The organism is Mycobacterium sp. KBS0706, from assembly GCF_005938675.2.
Taxonomy (GTDB): Bacteria; Pseudomonadota; Alphaproteobacteria; order DSM-16000; family Inquilinaceae; genus Inquilinus.
Genome location: NZ_VCCH02000031.1, coordinates 46,694 through 64,098 on the forward strand (window position 1 = coordinate 46,694; position 17,405 = coordinate 64,098).

19 protein-coding genes are annotated in these 17,405 nt (G+C 69.0%); 8 read left to right on the forward strand and 11 right to left on the reverse strand.

Annotated features, from left to right (window positions below):
- The first annotated feature begins 65 nt into the window (after positions 1–65).
- Positions 66–1,010: a 2-hydroxyacid dehydrogenase gene (locus tag FFK22_RS18215; RefSeq protein WP_221938683.1), complete on the forward strand. Its 945-nt coding sequence runs from the start codon at positions 66–68 to the stop codon at positions 1,008–1,010.
- Positions 1,011–1,023: 13 nt separating this feature from the next.
- Here FFK22_RS18215 and FFK22_RS18220 read toward each other — a convergent pair whose 3' ends face one another.
- Both FFK22_RS18220 and FFK22_RS18225 read right to left on the reverse strand, forming a co-directional pair.
- Positions 1,024–1,827: an SDR family oxidoreductase gene (locus tag FFK22_RS18220; RefSeq protein ID WP_138889359.1), complete on the reverse strand. Its 804-nt coding sequence runs from the start codon at positions 1,825–1,827 to the stop codon at positions 1,024–1,026.
- Positions 1,824–2,153, reverse strand: coding sequence for a nuclear transport factor 2 family protein (locus tag FFK22_RS18225; RefSeq protein WP_138889360.1), 330 nt, complete (start codon positions 2,151–2,153; stop codon positions 1,824–1,826). Before FFK22_RS18225 ends, FFK22_RS18220 begins: the two co-directional genes overlap by 4 nt.
- Before the next feature lie 141 nt (positions 2,154–2,294).
- Here FFK22_RS18225 and FFK22_RS18230 point away from each other — a divergent pair, with 141 nt between their 5' ends.
- Both FFK22_RS18230 and FFK22_RS18235 read left to right on the forward strand, forming a co-directional pair.
- On the forward strand, positions 2,295–2,585 hold the full coding sequence (locus FFK22_RS18230; RefSeq protein ID WP_221938684.1) for a helix-turn-helix domain-containing protein: 291 nt from the start codon (positions 2,295–2,297) through the stop codon (positions 2,583–2,585).
- A 14-nt stretch (positions 2,586–2,599) separates the two neighbouring features.
- Positions 2,600–3,274: a haloacid dehalogenase type II gene (locus FFK22_RS18235; protein WP_138889362.1), complete on the forward strand. Its 675-nt coding sequence runs from the start codon at positions 2,600–2,602 to the stop codon at positions 3,272–3,274.
- A gap of 7 nt (positions 3,275–3,281) precedes the next feature.
- On the opposite strand, the gene FFK22_RS18240 is transcribed toward FFK22_RS18235, so the two are convergent.
- Positions 3,282–3,572, reverse strand: coding sequence for a hypothetical protein (locus FFK22_RS18240; protein ID WP_138889363.1), 291 nt, complete (start codon positions 3,570–3,572; stop codon positions 3,282–3,284).
- Positions 3,573–3,637: 65 nt separating this feature from the next.
- Positions 3,638–4,735, reverse strand: a complete 1,098-nt coding sequence (locus FFK22_RS18245) for a LacI family DNA-binding transcriptional regulator (RefSeq protein ID WP_138889364.1) — start codon at positions 4,733–4,735, stop codon at positions 3,638–3,640.
- Between the two features lie 106 nt (positions 4,736–4,841).
- Between FFK22_RS18245 and FFK22_RS18250 the strand changes: the two genes are divergently transcribed.
- Positions 4,842–5,063, forward strand: a complete 222-nt coding sequence (locus tag FFK22_RS18250; protein ID WP_138889365.1) for a hypothetical protein — start codon at positions 4,842–4,844, stop codon at positions 5,061–5,063.
- Positions 5,064–5,082: 19 nt separating this feature from the next.
- On the opposite strand, the gene FFK22_RS18255 is transcribed toward FFK22_RS18250, so the two are convergent.
- The 4 genes from FFK22_RS18255 to FFK22_RS18270 are packed head-to-tail and all read right to left on the reverse strand — an operon-like array spanning position 5,083 to position 10,029.
- Positions 5,083–6,129 (reverse strand): adenylate/guanylate cyclase domain-containing protein, encoded by a 1,047-nt coding sequence (locus FFK22_RS18255; protein WP_138889366.1) that lies wholly within the window; start codon positions 6,127–6,129, stop codon positions 5,083–5,085.
- The gene (locus tag FFK22_RS18260) at positions 6,122–6,496 is read right to left on the reverse strand and encodes a response regulator (RefSeq protein ID WP_138889367.1); all 375 of its coding nucleotides are present in this window, start codon (positions 6,494–6,496) and stop codon (positions 6,122–6,124) included. The genes FFK22_RS18255 and FFK22_RS18260 overlap by 8 nt, the downstream gene beginning before the upstream one ends.
- 2 nt (positions 6,497–6,498) lie before the next feature.
- A complete protein-coding gene (locus tag FFK22_RS18265; protein ID WP_138889368.1) occupies positions 6,499–9,258 on the reverse strand; it encodes a response regulator in 2,760 nt (919 codons plus the stop codon).
- A gap of 39 nt (positions 9,259–9,297) precedes the next feature.
- Positions 9,298–10,029, reverse strand: a complete 732-nt coding sequence (locus FFK22_RS18270) for a DUF3365 domain-containing protein (protein ID WP_221938685.1) — start codon at positions 10,027–10,029, stop codon at positions 9,298–9,300.
- A 431-nt stretch (positions 10,030–10,460) separates the two neighbouring features.
- Between FFK22_RS18270 and FFK22_RS18275 the strand changes: the two genes are divergently transcribed.
- From FFK22_RS18275 to FFK22_RS18285, 3 genes are all read left to right on the forward strand, one after another.
- On the forward strand, positions 10,461–11,681 hold the full coding sequence (locus tag FFK22_RS18275; protein ID WP_138889369.1) for a PLP-dependent aminotransferase family protein: 1,221 nt from the start codon (positions 10,461–10,463) through the stop codon (positions 11,679–11,681).
- 274 nt (positions 11,682–11,955) lie between these two features.
- The gene (locus tag FFK22_RS18280; RefSeq protein WP_138889370.1) at positions 11,956–12,213 is read left to right on the forward strand and encodes a hypothetical protein; all 258 of its coding nucleotides are present in this window, start codon (positions 11,956–11,958) and stop codon (positions 12,211–12,213) included.
- A gap of 267 nt (positions 12,214–12,480) precedes the next feature.
- Positions 12,481–13,863, forward strand: coding sequence for a triacylglycerol lipase (locus FFK22_RS18285; protein WP_138889371.1), 1,383 nt, complete (start codon positions 12,481–12,483; stop codon positions 13,861–13,863).
- Positions 13,864–14,188: 325 nt separating this feature from the next.
- Here FFK22_RS18285 and FFK22_RS18290 read toward each other — a convergent pair whose 3' ends face one another.
- The gene (locus FFK22_RS18290; RefSeq protein ID WP_306770129.1) at positions 14,189–14,857 is read right to left on the reverse strand and encodes an isoprenylcysteine carboxylmethyltransferase family protein; all 669 of its coding nucleotides are present in this window, start codon (positions 14,855–14,857) and stop codon (positions 14,189–14,191) included.
- A 71-nt stretch (positions 14,858–14,928) separates the two neighbouring features.
- Positions 14,929–15,180, reverse strand: a complete 252-nt coding sequence (locus tag FFK22_RS18295) for a DUF3297 family protein (RefSeq protein ID WP_138889372.1) — start codon at positions 15,178–15,180, stop codon at positions 14,929–14,931.
- Between the two features lie 110 nt (positions 15,181–15,290).
- On the opposite strand from FFK22_RS18295, the gene FFK22_RS18300 reads away from it, so the two are divergent.
- Complete coding sequence (locus FFK22_RS18300) at positions 15,291–16,388, forward strand: lactonase family protein (protein WP_138889373.1); 1,098 nt, start codon at positions 15,291–15,293, stop codon at positions 16,386–16,388.
- Here the strand turns inward: FFK22_RS18300 and FFK22_RS18305 are convergent.
- On the reverse strand, positions 16,385–17,377 hold the full coding sequence (locus FFK22_RS18305; protein ID WP_306770130.1) for a zinc-dependent alcohol dehydrogenase family protein: 993 nt from the start codon (positions 17,375–17,377) through the stop codon (positions 16,385–16,387). The two genes, FFK22_RS18300 and FFK22_RS18305, sit on opposite strands and share 4 nt — an antisense overlap.
- Positions 17,378–17,405: the final 28 nt, after the last annotated feature.

A 17,405-nucleotide genomic window follows, 5' to 3' on the forward strand; every position in this document is an offset into this window, starting at 1 on the left:
CTGGTGCCCGCCGGCAACTCCCGTGCTAGGACGAAGTCCCGCCCGATGGCGATGGAACCCCGCCCGTGCCCGAAACAATCCTGCACCTCCATCCCGGCATGCCGGAGGCGTCGCTGCGCCCGATGCGCGAGCGCTACGACCTAGTCGAGCATTCGCGCGCCAGCGCCGAGGCCGACCCGCTGCCCCAGGCCGACCGCATCCGCGGCGTCGTCACCATCGGCGTGATCGGCATCGACCGCGTGCTGATCGACCGGCTGCCCAATCTCGGCATCATCGCCTGCTACGGCTCGGGCTATGAGCGGATCGACGTGGCGGCGGCCAAGGCGCGGGGCATCGCCGTCACCAGCAACACCGGCGCCAACGCCGCCTGCGTCGCCGATATGGCGCTGACCCTATTGCTGGCCAGCGTGCGCCGGCTGGGCGAGGGCGACCGCTTCGTCCGCGCCGGGCAATGGACCCGACCGGCCGCGCCGCCGTCGCTGATCTCGACCGGCCTGGCCGGGCGCCGGGTCGGCATCCTCGGCCTCGGCTCGATCGGCGAGAGGATCGCGCGCCGCGCCGCCGCCTTCGACATGGAGGTCGCCTACCACAACCGGCGGCCGAAGCCGGGCGTGCCCTGGGCGTATCACGACAGCCTGGCGGCGCTGGCGGAATGGGCCGACATCCTGGTCGTCTCCTGCCGCTCCGACGCCGGCACCCGCGGCATCGTCGACCGGTCGGTGCTGGAGGCGCTGGGGTCGCGCGGCCACGTGATCAACATCGCCCGCGGCGAGGTGCTGGACGAGCCGGCGCTGATCGCGGCGCTGGAAGCCGGCACCATCGCCGGCGCCGGCCTCGACGTGTTCGAGCACGAGCCGCAGGTGCCGGAGGCGCTGAAGCGGCTGGAGAATGTCGTGCTGGCGCCGCACATCGCCAGCATGACCGAGGCCGCCCATCGCGAGATGTGCCGCATGACGATCGACGCCCTGGACAATTTCTTCGCCGGGCGGCCGCTGACCAACGCGGTGTGACGCATTTGGCGGCTCAGGCCACGGGAACGGTGCCGCCGTCGATCACATGCTCGCTGCCGTGGATCGCGGCGGCGCGGTCGGACGCCAGGAACGTGACCAGCTCCGCCACCTCCTCCGGCCAGGCCGGGCGGCCGATCGGGATACCTCCCAGCGACGCCATCAGCGCCTGGCGGGCGCCATCGGCATCGGTGCCCAGCTTGGCCGCCAGCTCCTCGATCAGCCCGATGGCGCCGTCGGTCTGGACCCAGCCCGGCGCCACCCGGACGACGCGCACGCCTTTCGGCCCGACCTCCTTCGCCAGCGCCTTGCTGTAGGTCGACAACGCCGCCTTGGCTGCGGCATAGGCGATGGTCGCCTCCGGCAGCGGCAGCCGGCTCTGGATCGATCCGACATGGATGATCACGCCGGCGCCGCGGTCGAGCATCCCCGGCAGCAGCGCCCGGTCCAGCCGCACCGCCGGCAGCAGGTTCAGGTCGAGCGCACGCTGCCATTCGCCGTCGTCCAGCACCGCGAAGCCGCCGGCCGGGGCCTTCGAGCCACCGAGGACATGGACGAGGATGTCGGCCCCGCCGAGCCGGTCCTGCACTGCTTCGGCCACGACGGCGCAGCCTTCGGCCTCAGCCAGGTTCGCCGTCACGAAGGGCTCGGAATCGTCCAGATCGGCCGGCCGGCTGCGGGCGACGGCGAGGACATGAGCGCCGGCCCGCCGCAGCCGCGCCGCCACCGCGGCACCGATGCCGCGGCTGCCGCTGGTCACCAAAGCGCGCTTGCCCGCGAGCTCGCGCGGATCCGCCGGGAAAACGGGTCGGGCGGTCATCCATGGATCTCCAGCGTCTCGATGCGGCCGCCCTTCAGGCCGAAGACATAACGCAACTCGACCGGGCTGCCCGGAAACTGACCGGAGACCCGGCCGGTGAGCACCGCCCCGCCTTCCGCCTCGATCACGGCGATCGGCTCGACCGTATATTGGTATTTGCGCTTCGACTCGGCCTTCCAGGCCAGGATGGCGTCCAGGCCGCGGATGGTGCGGCCCTCGTCGCGGACCACGGCATCGGCGGCGAAGCAGGCGGCCAGCGCCGCATCATCCCCCGCATTGTCGGCGGCGACATAGGCGGCGATCGGGTCGGGGAGCTTGAGCGTCATGTGGATCCTCCGGTTGCAGGAGACCGAGGATGGGAATAGGGTTTCGCGATGGCAAGTACGCACGAAAAAGTAAGGTACTCACCCAAAGGTGAGCGCCCGATCTACACTCCAGGCTCTGCCGCCGCGGGCGTCGAGCAGGCGTTGAAGGTTCTGGAGGGGCGGTGGAAGCTGGTGATCCTGTTCCACCTGTTCGGCGGCAGGCTGCTGCGCTTCTCGGAGCTGGAGCGCGCCATTCCGGCGATCTCGCAGAAGATGCTGATCCAGCAGCTGCGGCAGATGGAGGCGGACGGCATCGTCCGCCGCATCGTCCACCACCAGGTGCCGCCCAAGGTCGAGTACGCGCTGACCGATTGGGGCCAGGCGCTGTGCCCGGCGCTGGACGCGATCCTGACCTGGGCGGAGCAGCGCCCGCCCGCCGAAGCCCAGAGCTGAACAGGGAGCAGACGATGGATGCGCTGACCGGGGTGAAGGCCTGCGTCTTCGACGCCTATGGCACGCTGTTCGACACCGCCTCCGCCGCCCGGCGCAGCGCCGAGTTCTTGGGCGACAAGGCCGGCCCGCTGGCCGCCCTGTGGCGCGAGAAGCAGCTGGCCTACACCTGGCTGCGGGCGGTGCAGGGCCGCCACGCCGATTTCTGGCAGGTCACCGGCGACGCGCTGGACTTCGCGCTGGAGGCGCTGGCCATCGAACGTCCCGGCCTGCGGGACCGGCTGATGCAGCTGTACCTGACGCTCGACCCCTATCCCGAAGTGCCCGAGGTGCTGCGCCGGCTGCGCGCGGCCGGGCTGAAGACCGCGATCCTGTCGAACGGCACGCCGCGGATGATCGAGGCGCTGGTCGCCGGCGCCGAGCTGGAGTTCGACGCCCTGCTGTCGGTGGAGCAGGCCGGCGCCTACAAGCCGCATGCCAGCGTCTACCAGCTGGCGCTCGACGCCTTCGGCCTGCCGGCCCGGGCGATCGCCTTCCAGTCGTCGAATGGCTGGGATGCCTATGGCGCCTCGGCCTTCGGCCTGCAGGTGGTCTGGTGCAACCGCAGCCGGCAGCCGCGCGAGCGCCTGCCCGGCGCGCCGAACCGCGAGGTCGACACGCTGGCGGCGCTGCCGGGCCTGGTCGGGGCCTGAGCTCTGATCAGACCGCGGGCTTCTCGGGCACCGGCGAATAGGCCTCGCCGAAATCGACGACGCAGGCCAGCCCATCGGGCGTGACGACCAGGATGGTGTAGGTCTCGCCGCCGGGGCTGGCCAGGATCTCGACCACATGACCACGGGTCGAGAGCATCCGGGCAACCGGCACCTCCTTGACCTGGTCTCGGAGGGCGGCGGCAAAGGCGTCGTAGGGCGCACAGACCGGAGCCGCCGGACCGGCCTGCGCTGTCGTTCCCGCCAGCGCGATGCCGGCGGCCAGAAGCAGGGTCCTCATGGCGACCTCCATACAATATATGGGGCGCGGCAAGGCCGCGGCCAAGGACGATGCGTCCCGCCGCGCTAGCCCTTCGCCGGGCCGGTCGAGGCGCGCAGAACCAGCTCGGTGCCGAAATGGATCTGGTCGCGGCCGCGCGGGTCGATCAGCAACTCCGCCGCCGCCCGGCCCTTCTCGACCAGCGGCTGGCGGATGGTGGTCAGCGGCGGGGTGGAGGTGGCGGCCGCGGCGATGTCGTCGAAGCCGATCACCGAGACGTCGCCCGGCACCGACAGGCCCTGCCGCGTCAGCCACGCCATGGCCCACAGCGCCAGCCGGTCGCAGGTGGCGAGGATCGCGGTCAGCCCCGGCCGGCGCCGCATCAGCCGCGGCATGCTGCGCTCGATCGACTCGGCCTCGAACAGGCATTCCTCGATCGCCACCTGCCCGGCCGGGATGCCGGCTTCGGCCAGCACGTCGAGATAACCGCAGAGCCGCTGCTGGCAGGCGTCGTAGATCGAGTCGCGGATGCGGCGCAGCGACACCGCGCCCTCCCGCGAATCCGGCATCAGCTCCATCGACAGCACGCCGATGCGGCGGTGGCCGAGTTCGAGCAGGTGCCGGGCCGAAGCCTCGGCGCCGCTACGGTCGGCGACGGTGACGGTGCGGCAGCCCTCGACCAGCGGCTGGTCGACCGTCACCACTGGCAGGCCGCGGCTGCGGATGATGTCGAGGACGCCCGGCTCCTCCTCCATGCAGTACATGATGAAGCCGTCGACCGCGGCCGAGCCGAGGGCCTTGCGCGCCGCCTCGACATCCGAGGCGGCATAGACCGAGATGCCGCGCCCGGTCTCGTCGCACACCGCGGCCACGCCCTGGATCAGCGCCAGCGCCGCCGGGTCGCCGAAGGCGTAGCTGAGACCTTCCGGGATCATCACCGCGATGGTGCCGATATGGCCGGTGCGCAGCATCCGGGCCAGCGGGTCGGGGCCCTGGTAGCCGAGCGTTTCGGCCGCTGCCATCACCTTGGCGCGGATGGCGTCGCTGACCCGCTCGGGATGGTTGAAGACGTTGGAGACGGTGCCCTGCGCCACCCCCGCCGCAATGGCGATGTCGCGCAGGCGGGCTTTCGGCTTCGGGGCGTCGGGCGTCGGGGCGTCGGGCGTCGGGGCGTCATCGGGCATGCCCCACCCTAGCCGGGATCTTGAACCGATTCAAAAAATCCTTGACGGAGGCATCTCGAGACGCAATTATGAATCGATTCAAAAAATCGATTCAAAGGAGGCCGTCATGTCCCTCATGACCGGATTCCCACTGGTCGCCCATCTGATGCAGATCCGGCTGGGCGGCCGCTTCAGCCACCTGCCGCCCTCGCTGGCGGCGGAGCTGGAGGCGTTCGCCGCCGAGCAGGATACGCCTCGGCCGGCCGCGACGCCGCCGAAGCCGGCCGCCCGCCGCAGCTCCTCGGTGCCGTCGCCGGCGCCGGCCTTCGCCCTCCGCAAGGCCTGCTGAGGGCGCGCAGCCTCGGGCGTCAGTCGATCCCCTCGCACTCGACCAGTTCGAGCCGACCCTTGCCCTTGAGCTCGTAAAGCCCCTGGCTGCGGGCGCGGCAGCGGTCCTGGATGGGCTGCCACAGCGCGGCGCTCAGGAACACGGAATTGGCGTTGGCGCAGGCGGTGATCCGCGCTGCCGTGTTCACCGTGTCGCCCCAGAGGTCGAACAGGAACTGCCGCCGGCCGATCACGCCCGCCACCACCGGGCCGTGATGGATGCCGACGCGGACGCCCCAGCCGGGCTTCGCCTGCCGGGCCGCCGCCACCAGGTCGAGGCCGCAGCGGATGCTGGCCGGCAGCGGCTCCTCGACCCCCTCCAGCAGCCCCGCCGTCGCCATCAGGGCGTCGCCGATGGTCTTGATCTTCTCCAGCCCGTGGCCGGCGACGACGACTTCGAACGCCTCCACCAGGCCCTGCAGCTCGGTCACCACCTGCTCCGGCGGGTTGCGGTCGCAATAGGCGGTAAAGTCGACGATGTCGCAGAACAGCACCGCCACGTTCTCGTAGCGCCGCGGCGCCACCCTGTCGGTTGCCTTGAGCTCGCCGATCGCGCCGGGCGGCAGGATGGCGTGCAGCAGCCGCTCGCTGCGCTCCTGCTCCTGCCGGATCTGGTCGAGATGCGCCGCCTCCTGGTCGCGCAACTGCTTCTTGTCCAGCGACGCGCCGACCCGGGCCCGCAGCAGGGTGGGGTTGAACGGCTTGGGCAGGTAGTCCTCGGCGCCCAGCTCGATGCAGCGCACGGCGCCATCGACCGCGTCGAGTGCCGAGATCATGATCACCGGGATGCCGCGCAGCGCCGGGTCCGACTTCAGGGTCCGCAGCACCTCGTAGCCGTTCATGCCCGGCATCATCACGTCGAGCAGCACCAGGTCGAAGGGTTGGCTGCGCAGCAGGGCCAGGGCGGCGATGCCGTCCGCCGCCTCGGTCAGGTCGTGATAGCCCTCCCGCCGCAGCCGGCGGGCCAGGGTGTAGCGGTTCATCTCGTCGTCGTCGACGATCAGGATGGCGGCCGCCGGGTCAGCCATCGCGCCGCGCCTTGTCCAGCACGGCCTCGATCTTGCGCAGCAGCCGCGGCAGGTCGACCGGCTTGGTATCGTAGTCGTCGCAGCCCGCCGCCAGGGCCTTCTCGCGGTCGCCCGCCATGGCGTGGGCCGACAATGCGATCACCGGGGTGCCGCTGGCCACGGCCTTGATCTGGCGCGTCGCCTCCCAGCCGTCGATCACCGGCAGGCTGAGATCCATCAGCACCAGGTCCGGGCGCTCGCGGCCGGCCATCGCGACCCCTTCCGCCCCGTCGCGGGCCACGATGATTTCGAAGCCGCGCCGCTGCAGGCGGGAGGACAGCATGTAGACATTGTCCTCGTTGTCCTCGACATAGAGGATCGTCGCCATGGTCAGGCCCTCCGCCGGGTCGCGGCGGTGGCGTAGCGGCCGACCAGCAGGCGGATCTGCGCCAGCAGCTCGTGCTGCTCGAAGGCCGCCTTCTGCAGGATGTGCTCGACACCGCCGTTCAGGCGGCGGTGGTCGTGGGCGGTGAGGTCGGCGGCGGTGACGATGATCACCGGGATGCCGCCGAATTCGGGCACCTTCCGGCAGGCGGCGAGGAATTCGAAGCCGTCCATCTCCGGCATCATCAGGTCGAGCAGGATGAGATCCGGCCTTTCGCGGCCCATCCGCGCCAGCGCCTCGCGGCCGTCGCCGGCCTCGGCGACCTTCCAGCCCTCGCCGATCAGCAGGCGGCGCATCATCAACCGGGTCGGCGCATCGTCCTCGACCACCAGCACGCGGCGCGTCGCCGCGACCGCGGACCGGTAGCGGGCCAGGATCGCGGCGAGGCGGGCGCGGTCGATCGGCTTGTTGAGGTAGTCCGACGCGCCGAGGGCGATGCCCTTATGCTTCTCGTCGACGATCGTGACCATGATCACGGGAATGCCCGCCAGCTCCGGGTCCGACTTCAGCTCCTGCAGCACGCTCCAGCCGTCCATGTCCGGCATCAGCACGTCGAGGGTGATGACCGACGGGCGCTGCATCCGGGCGGCCGCCAGCGCCTCGGCGCCGTTCCCGGCGGTGACGACGTCGAAGCCCTCGCGGCCGAGGAAGCGACGCATCAGGTCGCGCACCGTGGCGTCGTCATCGACCACCAGGACCCGGTCGGCGACGGCGCGCGTCGCGTCGGGAATGGCAGCGACGATGCCGACCGGCGCGGGAGCCGGCCCGGGGATCACCTCCGCCGTCACGACAGAGCCCGCCGGCAGGCGGACGGTGAAGCTGGTGCCGATTCCCGGCTCGCTCTCGACCGCGATGGTGCCGCCCATCAGCGCCGCCAGCCGCTGGCTGATCGCCAGCCCCAGCCCGGTGCCGCCATATTTGCGGGTGGTCGAGCTGTCGGCCTGGGTGAATTCCTGGAACAGCCGGCCGAGCTGGTCCCGGGTCATGCCGATGCCGGTGTCCGAGACGCGGAACCGGATCCAGCCCTCCTCGGCATCGCGCGCCACCGCCAGCGTCACCGTTCCGCCTTCGGTGAACTTGCAGGCATTGCTCAGCAGGTTGAGGATGATCTGCCGCAGGCGGGTCTGGTCGGTCCGCATGGCGCCGAGCCCGGCCGGCCGCTCGACCACCAGGCGGTTGCCGTTACGGTCGGCCAGCGGCTGCGCCGCGCCGGCCAGATCGGCGACCAGGGCGGCGAGGTCGATCTCCTCCTCATGCAGGTCGAGCCGCCCGGCCTCGATCTTCGACAGGTCCAGCACGTCGTTGATCAGCTCCAGCAGGTGCCGGCCGGCGCGCAGGATGCGGTCCAGCGGCTCGCCGAACTCCGTCAGCGCCTGGTCCGCGGCATCCTCCGCCAGCATCTCCGCCAGGCCGATGATGGCGTTGAGCGGGGTTCGCAGCTCGTGGCTCATATTCGCCAGGAAACGGCTTTTCGCCAGCGTCGCGTGGGTGGCCTGGTCGCGGGCATCGGCCAGCCGGTCGACCAGCTCGCCCAGCTGCGCCTCCCGCGCCTTCAGCTCGGTGATGTCGGTGAACACCCCGACGCAGCCGCCATCGGCGGTGATGCGCTCGCTGATCTTCAGCCAGCGGCCGCCGGCCCGCCGCTGCTCATAGGCGCCGCCCGGATGGTGATGCCGATCGAGCCGTGCCGTCAGCCAGGCGTCGAGATGGCCGTTGGCGTCCGGGATCATCCCGGCCTGTGCGGCGGCCTGGATCACCTCCTGGTAATGGATGCCCGGCGCGATCGCGACATCGACTCCGGCATACATCTCGCGATAGCGGCTGTTGCAGATCACCAGCCGGTCCTCGGCATCGTACAGGGCGAAGCCTTCGGAGATGGTCTCGATCGCCTCGCCGAGCTGGCGCCGGGCCCGCTGCGCCTCGGCCTCCGCCTCGCGGTGCTGCCGTTCCAGCCGGTCGCGCTCGACCAGGCTGCGCTGCAGCAGCCCGAGAGTCCGCGTCATCTCGCCGATCTCGTCATGCCCGGCCGGCGGCAGCGCGACGTCGAGCCGGCCGCTGGTGATCGCGGCCATGGCGTGCTCGAGCTGGCGCAGCGGCCCGATGATCGAGCGGACGATGACCGCGGTCAGCACCGCCGCGAGCAGGAAGGCGAGGACGCCGGTCGCCAGCGACAGCTGCACCGCCGTCTCGGCGTTCTGGGCGGCCGCGTCGCGCTTGGCCACGGCCTCGTCCTCGAGCCGATCGACCATCCCGGCCAGGGCGGCGTCGATCGCCAGGATGTGGTTGCGGGTCTGCGACATCAAGGCGTTGCCGACGACGCGCTGGTCGTCGGTGTAGGCGTCGACCGCCTTGAGCGCCTGGTCCATCAGCGGCCCGATCTCGGCCTGGATCGACCGGACGCCGTCGGGATCGTAGGGGTCCAGGGCGGCGAGGTCGGCCGCCAGCTGGTCCCTGGCGGCGCGGGCGTTCATCTCCGACCGCACGAGCAGGCTCACGGCCAGGTCGGTCAGCCAGTATTTGAGGTCGCCGAAATCCTTGTTCGCCTTGTTGGCCGTCTTCAGCACCGAGACCAGCCGCGCCTCGTCGGCCAGCGCCGCCGCTTCGGACGCCACCTGGCGGTTAAGATAGAGCGTGGTCAGGGTGAGGATCGCCAGCAGCAGGACCGCCAGGGAGACCAGCCGGGTACGGATCGAAAGCTGCGACATGCCGCTCCTCGGCGGCCGGCGGCCCACCGCCGGTCGGGCTCAGTCGAACAAGGTGACGCTGACGACGCCGCCCAGATCCCCCAGGCTCGCGCCTTCCTTCGGATAGCCGGTGATGTCGATCTCGCCCTTGGGCTTGCCGTGGCAGGAGAGGCAGTCGGCGCCGTAATATTCCGGCACCAGGACGCGGGTGGCAGGACGCCCGTTCACGGTGGTCGTCGCGGCGTAGACGGCATCCTTGGTCCAGCCGGGCGACTGGAACTTGGTGCGGATGACATCGGTCTCGAACGCGTCGGGTGAAGCCTTGCGGTTGCGCACCAGCTCCGGCGGCGCCGTCACCTTGATCTCGGCCCGGCCGCTCTGGTCCCGGCGGAACTGCTCGGTCGCCAGCCGGGCGAAGACGGCGGGAACGAAGCCTTTGAAGCCCGCCCCCTTCTCGTTGATCACGGGCTGGTTGGCGTCCATCACCTCCTTGACCGCCTGGGCCATGGCGGTGAGCAGCCGCCCCTTCTCCGACCCTGGATCGACCTTGCGCGGATCGACGCCGGTGGTCGCGATCATGTTCCGGATCGCCGCCTCGACGACCACGTCGCCGGTGAGCCCCTTGTCGCCGAGCGCGGGGTCGTTGATCCGGGCCTGGTTCCCCGAGATCACGGTGCGCGCGCTGCGCAGGAACTCGGCCAGGCTGAGCGCCGCGTCCACATCGTCCTGGCCTGCCGCGAGGATGGGGGGAAGTCCCCCCGCAAGCATGCCCAGCAGGACGAGAGACGCCAACGTCTTCCTCGCCCCGGAAATCCTAAGCCACGGCCGGCCATCCCAAATCATATCGACCCTTAGGCAAAATCGCAGTAATCGCTCAGCATTACCCAAAGATGGGAAAAGAAGTATCTCAACACCAGGATATCGTTATTGCCGGCGTGGCGCAAGCTTGGCCAGGACATCGGGCGAAGCGATCCGGCGATTACTCGGATGGCACCGTCCTAAGGCTTTTGGAGTACATGGGATCGCCGCATCGAGATGACTAATCCCCTATGCAGGGCTTGCCCGTGGCGATCGCCGTGTTGGAAATAAAATGTCTTCAGATCCGCATCCGGCACAACTCTGACATGAAATAGGTCAGTCTCATTGACATAAATCGACCGGCCATGGTTCGGTCGGGGAACGGCGCCGGGACAGACGCCGCGCCCAGGAAGACCGAGGACACCATGACCATCGGCGACACCCATTACGCCACACGCGCCGCGCGGATGCGCGCCTCCGAGATCCGCGAGCTGCTGAAGCTGCTGGACCGGCCGGGCGTGATCTCCTTCGCCGGCGGCATCCCCGACCCGGCGCTGTTCCCGGCCGAGACCATCCGCGCCGGCTACGAAGCCGCGCTGGCCGTCGGTGACACCGCGCTGCAGTATTCGGTCAGCGAGGGCTATGCCCCGCTGCGGCAATGGATCGCCCGGCACATGGCCTCGATCGGCGTGCCCTGCGGCGCCGACAACATCGTCGTCACCTCCGGCTCGCAGCAGGGGCTGGACTATCTCGGCAAGCTGTTCCTGTCGCCCGGCGACACCGCGCTGGTCGGCTGGCCGACCTATCTCGGCGCGCTGCAGGCCTTCAACGCCTATGAGCCGCGCTATGACCGGCTGGAGCCGGAGCACGGCAACGCCACGCCGGACATGTACCGTGCGGCGGCCGAAGCCGCCGGAGGACGGGTGGCGTTGGCCTATCTGACGCCGGACTTCGCCAACCCGTCGGGCGAGACGCTGAGCCGGGCCGCCCGCGAGCGCGCCTTGGCCCTGGCCGACGAGCTCGACATCCCGCTGGTCGAGGATTCGGCCTATCAGGCGCTGCGCTACGACGGCGAGGACGTGCCGCCGCTGCTGGCGCTGGACGTCGCGGCCAAGGGCGAGATCGACCGCAGCCGGGTGATCCATTGCGGCAGCTTCTCGAAGACCCTGGCGCCGGGCTTGCGCATCGGCTGGATCTGCGCCGCCCGCGGCGTGGTGCAGAAGCTGGTGCTGACCAAGCAGGCGGCCGACCTGCACACCCCGACCATCAACCAGATGGTGATGCATCACGCCGCCGAGCACGCCTATCCGGCCCAGGTGGCGAAGATCCGCGCCGCCTATCGCGACCGGCGCGACCGCATGCTGGCGGCGCTGGGGCGGCACATGCCGGCGGGGGTCAACTGGACCCGGCCGGAGGGCGGCATGTTCATCTGGGTGACGCTGCCCGAGAGCCTGGACGGCGCCGATCTGCTGGCCCGGGCGGTGGACCAGGGCGTCGCCTTCGTCCCCGGCCGCGCCTTCCACGCCGACGGCCGCCACGGCAACACGCTGCGCCTGTCCTTCTCCCTGGCCGACGGCGCGGCGATCGACGAGGGCATCGGCCGGCTGGGCGCACTGATCGCGGGTGCGGCGAAGGCGGCGGCCTGAGGCGGGCGGTTTACCCGCCGTTGGGCAGATGACCTTTTGCCTCTCCCGCTTGCGAGACCTTTTCAAAAAGGCTGAGGCCTAACCTTTCATAATCCCCCCTCCCCTTGCGGGAGGGGGCTGGGCGCGGCGTCTGGGCTGGACATGCCAATTGCGAGGCTCCCGCTCGGTTTCGGCAGGAACACTAAAGCCGAAAGTAGCTTCCACAGGAAAGGCCGCCCGCATTGACGGCCGCCTATGGTCGGAACAAGCTCAGCGGGCTTCTGAAGGGATTTGAATGGCCCGTCGTATCGCCGCCGCCGCTGCCATGGCACTCATTGCTTTGGCGGCGTGCAGCTATGAGGAAGCCGGGAACCACGACTTCGTGAACTTCGAAGTCGATCCGATCGCCGTCACGCCGTCCGCCGTGCAGCCGAAGGCGGATGCCCATTGCGCCCGGTATGGTCGACAGGCTGTGCTTGCCGACTTTTTCGGCACCCGAATGACCTTCAACTGCATCGAGCCGGCGAAAGCGGTGCCAACGTTCACTCCATAGAGGCGGCCGACACCGCTACTGCCGCGTCCCATCCAGGCGCAGTCGCTCCTCGCACCCCTCTGCAATGAGCCGCCAGGTCGCGGCCCCATCGCCGTCACCCAATGCCTCCAGCCGCTTCGCGCGGTCCGCTGCCGCCACTGGCGCGCGATCCGTGCAGGCGAACCATGATGCCAGCCGAGCGCCGGAGGTCTCGGTCGGAGGGGATAGTGATCACGAGTCCAGAAATTGATGTGGCCCGTACCCTAGCGCCAGTGCAGTGATGGGAGTATGCTCCCCGTCAAATTGATAGTTCGCAACCCGCATAGTCAACATATGGCATTAGAAAGGCAGATAGTTATGCCAACATTCGCGTTAATTCCTGGAATAATGGGAACTTACCTCAAGAGGAATGGAGCGGAGATCTGGCCCCTTTTTCACGGCAGCTCTGATGATCAGGCCCGACAACTCACAAAGGAGGACACAGAGACAGGAGATATCATCGGAAGCATTAGAGGATTCTATGACATATATGACCCCACAGTAAATTACATCAAGAAAGACACTAACTGGTCACTGAAGACGTTTCCGTACGATTGGCGCGTCGACCTGCTAACAACCGCCGTTCTGTTGCGAGATTTTCTTGACGGAATTCGAGGGCCGATCATTATCATCGCTCACAGCATGGGTGGTTTAATCACTCGGCATCTGCTGGAGAGTGGAAACTACCGAAACGCAAACATTACAGACGTCATATTTGCAGCGACCCCGCATCTCGGCGCGCCTGAAGCGCTGATGCGCATTTTGGGACAGACTGGGCTTGGGTGCCTCTCGCTCAATCCGGCGAATTTCGCCTATATGGCTGGCTTCGCTCAAACATTTCCGGCAGGGCATCAGCTACTTCCTGCGCCTGGCCGCAGCTTCTTCAGAACTCCACCAGGCTGGACAGTCGATCTATACAACGGGAAATTCAAGCCGAGCGATGCTGCATTTCAATATGGGGTTGGACGAGTTGCCGCACTTCACGCAGGACTGACAGGCCGGATTCCCGAAGGCACCAAATACCACTGCTTCTACGGAGATTCGATCGATCGCACGAGAATTGCCGTCGACCTTATTGAGAGCAAAGGAGGGCTACGCATCAATCCCGATCAACCGACAGATTGCTTCGCGCTGGGTGATGGAACAGTCCCGATTTGGAGTTCGTCCACACAAAGAATTGCTTGGTCAACAATCACCGGATGCCCATCCGATCACATCGGTGTTGCCAGCGATGGTCTTCTGCTGAAGTTCCTTGGCCAACTATCCGGCGCGACCGTCGCCGCGAGTACCGCCCCGACACTTGCGTTGAACAGCCGGGCCTTTCTGCCCGGCTCCCTTGCAAATGTGATTCTCGACCTCCGCGGATCTCCATCCAAGATTGGTGGTCATATAGCCATCTTTTCAGCCGACAACACGGAGGCCGCAGTTGGGGAGGTGTTGCCGGTAAGCACGGCGGCGGCAACGGATTTCCTTTCACTTTGGGTCCCGATGCCAAACAAAGCCGGCCAATACGTGGTCAAATTTGTCGATACGAACCAGAATGCAGTCCAGTCAAGCCCGTGCAATGTCGTGACACGCAAGTCTGCCGCCAGGGCGAGAAAGAGAACGGCAGAAACGGTGGTTGCATTCTAGTGGTCACAAAAGGACGCTTGGTACCCGCCTGATGAGTCGGCTTGGGGTCGACAGCGTTCCATGGGGAACGGGACCAGGCGTCAGATCTGAACCACTAGGTTTCACGCCGGCTCTGACGTCGAAAACCCCTTCCCCCTATCCCCCTTCCGCAAGGGGGGGGAATTCATTTTGCTTTCGGCCGATATCGTTGCGAGCATCTCACGCCGCTGCGCGGCCCGGAACGGAAAGAAAGTTTTAACTTCTTCAAGAGCCTCAGAGACAATCCGAAGGACATTCGGAAAAAGTCTCGCTTGCGGGAGAGGCAATGTAAACCCTGCGGCCACGCTCAGTAGAGTCCAGGAATCAAACGCCACGTACGACCACGATAGGCCTGGTATTCGGCGCCGAACTGGTGGGCCAGCAACCGCTCCTCGGCCCGGATGCGGGCCAGGAGCGGCAGCAGGTTGAGCAACGCCAGCATCACCCCGACGGCCGAGCGGAAGGCCAGCGCCCAGCCCAGAGCGCCGACCAACAGCCCGAGATAGCTGGGATGGCGGATCACGCCGTAGATGCCGGTCGTGACCAGCGTGTGCCCCGGCTGGATCGCCACCAGCCCGCTGAACCGCCGGCCGAGCACGAAGACCGGCCACAGCCGCACCACGCCGCCGAGGGCGAACAGCACGACCCCGAGCCAGCGGACCGTGTCGCCGTCGAGGGTCCAGGCCCCCATGCGGTCGGTCCAGGCCGGCACATAGGCTCCGAGCAACCCGAGCACGGCGAAGGCCGCCAGCACCCAGCGGTTGCCGCGGTCCTCGCGCTCGCCGGGGCTGAGATTGCCGCCGCTGAACAGACCGGCCGCGGTCAGCACCACGGTGATCACGACCAGGGCGGTGCGGGCCGGATGGGCGAAGAAGGCGGCGAACCCGCCCCAGCCGAGCACGGCCAGGCCGAGATAGACCAGGACGCCGAGCACGGCGACCAGCACCGTCCGCGGCGAAAGCATCGATCGATCCATCCGGCGCCTCCCGGGATCACGGATTCCCGAGGACTCAATGCCGGACGGCCGGCCGATGTTCCTGCGAGACCTCAAGCCTCCGGGGCGTCGTCCCGGAAATACGGCTCGACCGTGCCGGTCATCTTCATCGTCAGCGGGTTGCCGCGGCGGTCCAGCGCCTTGCCCATCGACAGGCGGACCCAGCCCTCGCTGACGCAATACTCCTCGACATTGGTGCGCTCGGCGCCGTTGAAGCGGATGCCGACGCCGCGGCGCAGCGCCGCCTCGTCGAAATGCGGGCTGTTCGGATTGTTCGACAGGCGGTCGGGCGGGGTGTCGGCCATCATCGGCTCCCGGCAGTGGCGGCGGATGGCGGGTGATAGCCGCACGCGGCGGCGCTGACAATGCGCGAGGCGGGTGCTATCCGATCCGGAAGAACCGACGGGGACAGGCGATGCTGATCTATATCTGCAGCTACACGGGCGCGTCCGGCAACGGCGACGGCATCACCCTGGCCCGGCTGGACCCGGAGACGGGTCGGCTGGAGGCGCTGCGCAGCGTCGCCGGGCCCAGCCCCTCCTGGCTCGCCTTCGCCCCGGACGGGGCGCATGCCTACGCCGTCAACGAGATCGACGAATTCGAAGGCGCGGCGCAGGGCGCCGTCACCGCCTACCGGGTCGAGCCGCGGAGCGGCGACCTGGTCGCGCTGAACACCGTCGGCTCCGGCGGCACCGTGCCGTGCCATGCCAGCGTCCATCCCGGCGGCCGGCATCTGCTGGTGGCGAATTACGGCGACGGCCGGCTGGCGGTGCTGCCGATCGCGGAGGACGGGTCGCTGGGCGCCGCCAGCGACGTGCAGGCGCCGGCGGGGCCGGTCGGCGCGGACCGGGCCGAGGCCGGGCCGCCCGGCAGCTTCGCCATCAGCGGCCATGACGGCTCGCACGCCCATGCCATCGAGACCGCCGGCCGCTTCGTGCTGAGCACCGATCTCGGCCAGGACCGCATCCATGTCTGGACCCTCGACGAGGCCGCCGGGGCGCTGCGCCCGGCCGATCCGTCCTTCTTCCCGGCCGCCTCGGCCGGCGCCGGGCCGCGGCACCTCGCCTTCCATCCGAACGGCCGCATCTTCTACACCACCTATGAGGAGGCGTCGCAGCTGGCCGTGCATGGCTGGGACCCGACGACCGGCCGCGCCCCGCTGAAGCAGCAGCTGAGCTCGCTGCCGCCGGGCTTCGCCGGCTCCAGCTTCGCCTCGGCGCTGGCGGTCAGCCGCGACGGCCGCTTCCTCTATTCCGGCAACCGGCTGCACAACAGCATCGCCATCTTCGGCATCCGCCCGGACGGGACGCTGCGCTGGCTGGACGCGGAATGGACCCGCGGCGACTACCCGAACCACGTGGCGCTGGACCCGACCGGGCGCTTCCTGCTGGCCTGCAACCGGCGCAGCGACAACGTCACCCTGTTCCGGGTCAACCCGCAATCCGGAGCGCTGGCCTTCACCGGCCGCTATCTGCCGATCGGCAGCCCGAACATGGTGGCGTTCCCGCCTTAGCCGATCTCGACCACGACCTTGCCCGCCGGTCCGGCCGCGACCGCCTGATGCGCGGCCTCGGCCGTGTCGAGGGTGAAGCGTCGCGGGTCCAGGATCGGAGCCAGCAGGCCGGCCTCGGCCAGGGCAGCGGCCCGGCGCATGATCTCACCATGGTGTGCCCGCCCCTGGCCGGTCAGCAGCGGCAGCAGGGTGAAGACGCCGGAATAGGTGGCGGCGCGGAACGACAGCGGCGCCAGGGCATGGCTGCCCCAGCCGAGGGCGCTGACGACATGGCCGAAGCGTCGCACCGCCTGGAAGGAGGCGTCGAGCACCGGCCCGCCGACCGTGTCGTAGACCAGGTCGAAGCCGCGGCCGCCGGTGTGGGCGGAGACGGTGGCCTCGACGGTCTCGGCACGGTCGATCGGCGTGGCGCCGAGGCGCCCTACCCGTTCCAGCTTCCCGGCCGAGGCGGTGGCGAAGACCCGGGCGCCGTAAGCGCGGGCCAGTTGCACCGCGACATGGCCGACGCCGCCGGCGCCGCCCTGGACCAGAACGGACTGCCCCTCCCGGACCCCGGCGCGGTCGACCAGCCCTTCCCAGGCGGTGATCGTGGCCAACGGCAGCGCCGCGGCCTCACGCATCGAGAGATTGGCCGGCTTCGGTGCCAGCAGCGCCGCATCGACCGCCGCGAATTCGGCCAGCGAACCCTGGCGGCCGCCGACGCCGCCCGTCATGCCGTAGACCTCGTCGCCCGGGCGGAAGTCGGTGATGCCCGGCCCGATCGCGGCGACGGTGCCGGCAAGGTCGATGCCGAGCACCGCCGGCAGCGGATGCTTCGCATGGGCCGCGGCGCCGGCGCGGATCTTGAGGTCGAGCGGGTTGACGCCGCTGGCGGCGATCCGCACCAGCACCTGGCCTTCGGCGGGCACCGGCCGCGCCAGTTCGGCCGGGCGCAGCGGCCCGTCCGGGCGATCGAGCACCAAAGCGCGCATCATCGGGAGATCGGTCATGGCTTGGTCCTTTCGGTGATGGACCGAG

Bases quoted from the DNA above. Each gene is read 5' to 3' on its own strand.
- FFK22_RS18295 (WP_138889372.1), bottom strand. From the start codon at position 15,180: ATGGCCGACACCCCGCCCGACCGCCTGTCGAACAATCCGAACAGCCCG.
- FFK22_RS18240 (WP_138889363.1), bottom strand. From the start codon at position 3,572: ATGAGGACCCTGCTTCTGGCCGCCGGCATCGCGCTGGCGGGAACGACA.
- FFK22_RS18290 (WP_306770129.1), bottom strand. From the start codon at position 14,857: ATGGATCGATCGATGCTTTCGCCGCGGACGGTGCTGGTCGCCGTGCTC.
- FFK22_RS18305 (WP_306770130.1), bottom strand. From the start codon at position 17,377: ATGACCGATCTCCCGATGATGCGCGCTTTGGTGCTCGATCGCCCGGAC.
- FFK22_RS18225 (WP_138889360.1), bottom strand. From the start codon at position 2,153: ATGACGCTCAAGCTCCCCGACCCGATCGCCGCCTATGTCGCCGCCGAC.
- FFK22_RS18250 (WP_138889365.1), top strand. From the start codon at position 4,842: ATGTCCCTCATGACCGGATTCCCACTGGTCGCCCATCTGATGCAGATC.
- FFK22_RS18255 (WP_138889366.1), bottom strand. From the start codon at position 6,129: ATGGCTGACCCGGCGGCCGCCATCCTGATCGTCGACGACGACGAGATG.
- FFK22_RS18220 (WP_138889359.1), bottom strand. From the start codon at position 1,827: ATGACCGCCCGACCCGTTTTCCCGGCGGATCCGCGCGAGCTCGCGGGC.
- FFK22_RS18265 (WP_138889368.1), bottom strand. From the start codon at position 9,258: ATGTCGCAGCTTTCGATCCGTACCCGGCTGGTCTCCCTGGCGGTCCTG.
- FFK22_RS18235 (WP_138889362.1), top strand. From the start codon at position 2,600: ATGGATGCGCTGACCGGGGTGAAGGCCTGCGTCTTCGACGCCTATGGC.
- FFK22_RS18275 (WP_138889369.1), top strand. From the start codon at position 10,461: ATGACCATCGGCGACACCCATTACGCCACACGCGCCGCGCGGATGCGC.
- FFK22_RS18280 (WP_138889370.1), top strand. From the start codon at position 11,956: ATGGCCCGTCGTATCGCCGCCGCCGCTGCCATGGCACTCATTGCTTTG.
- FFK22_RS18300 (WP_138889373.1), top strand. From the start codon at position 15,291: ATGCTGATCTATATCTGCAGCTACACGGGCGCGTCCGGCAACGGCGAC.
- FFK22_RS18260 (WP_138889367.1), bottom strand. From the start codon at position 6,496: ATGGCGACGATCCTCTATGTCGAGGACAACGAGGACAATGTCTACATG.
- FFK22_RS18285 (WP_138889371.1), top strand. From the start codon at position 12,481: ATGCTCCCCGTCAAATTGATAGTTCGCAACCCGCATAGTCAACATATG.
- FFK22_RS18245 (WP_138889364.1), bottom strand. From the start codon at position 4,735: ATGCCCGATGACGCCCCGACGCCCGACGCCCCGACGCCCGACGCCCCG.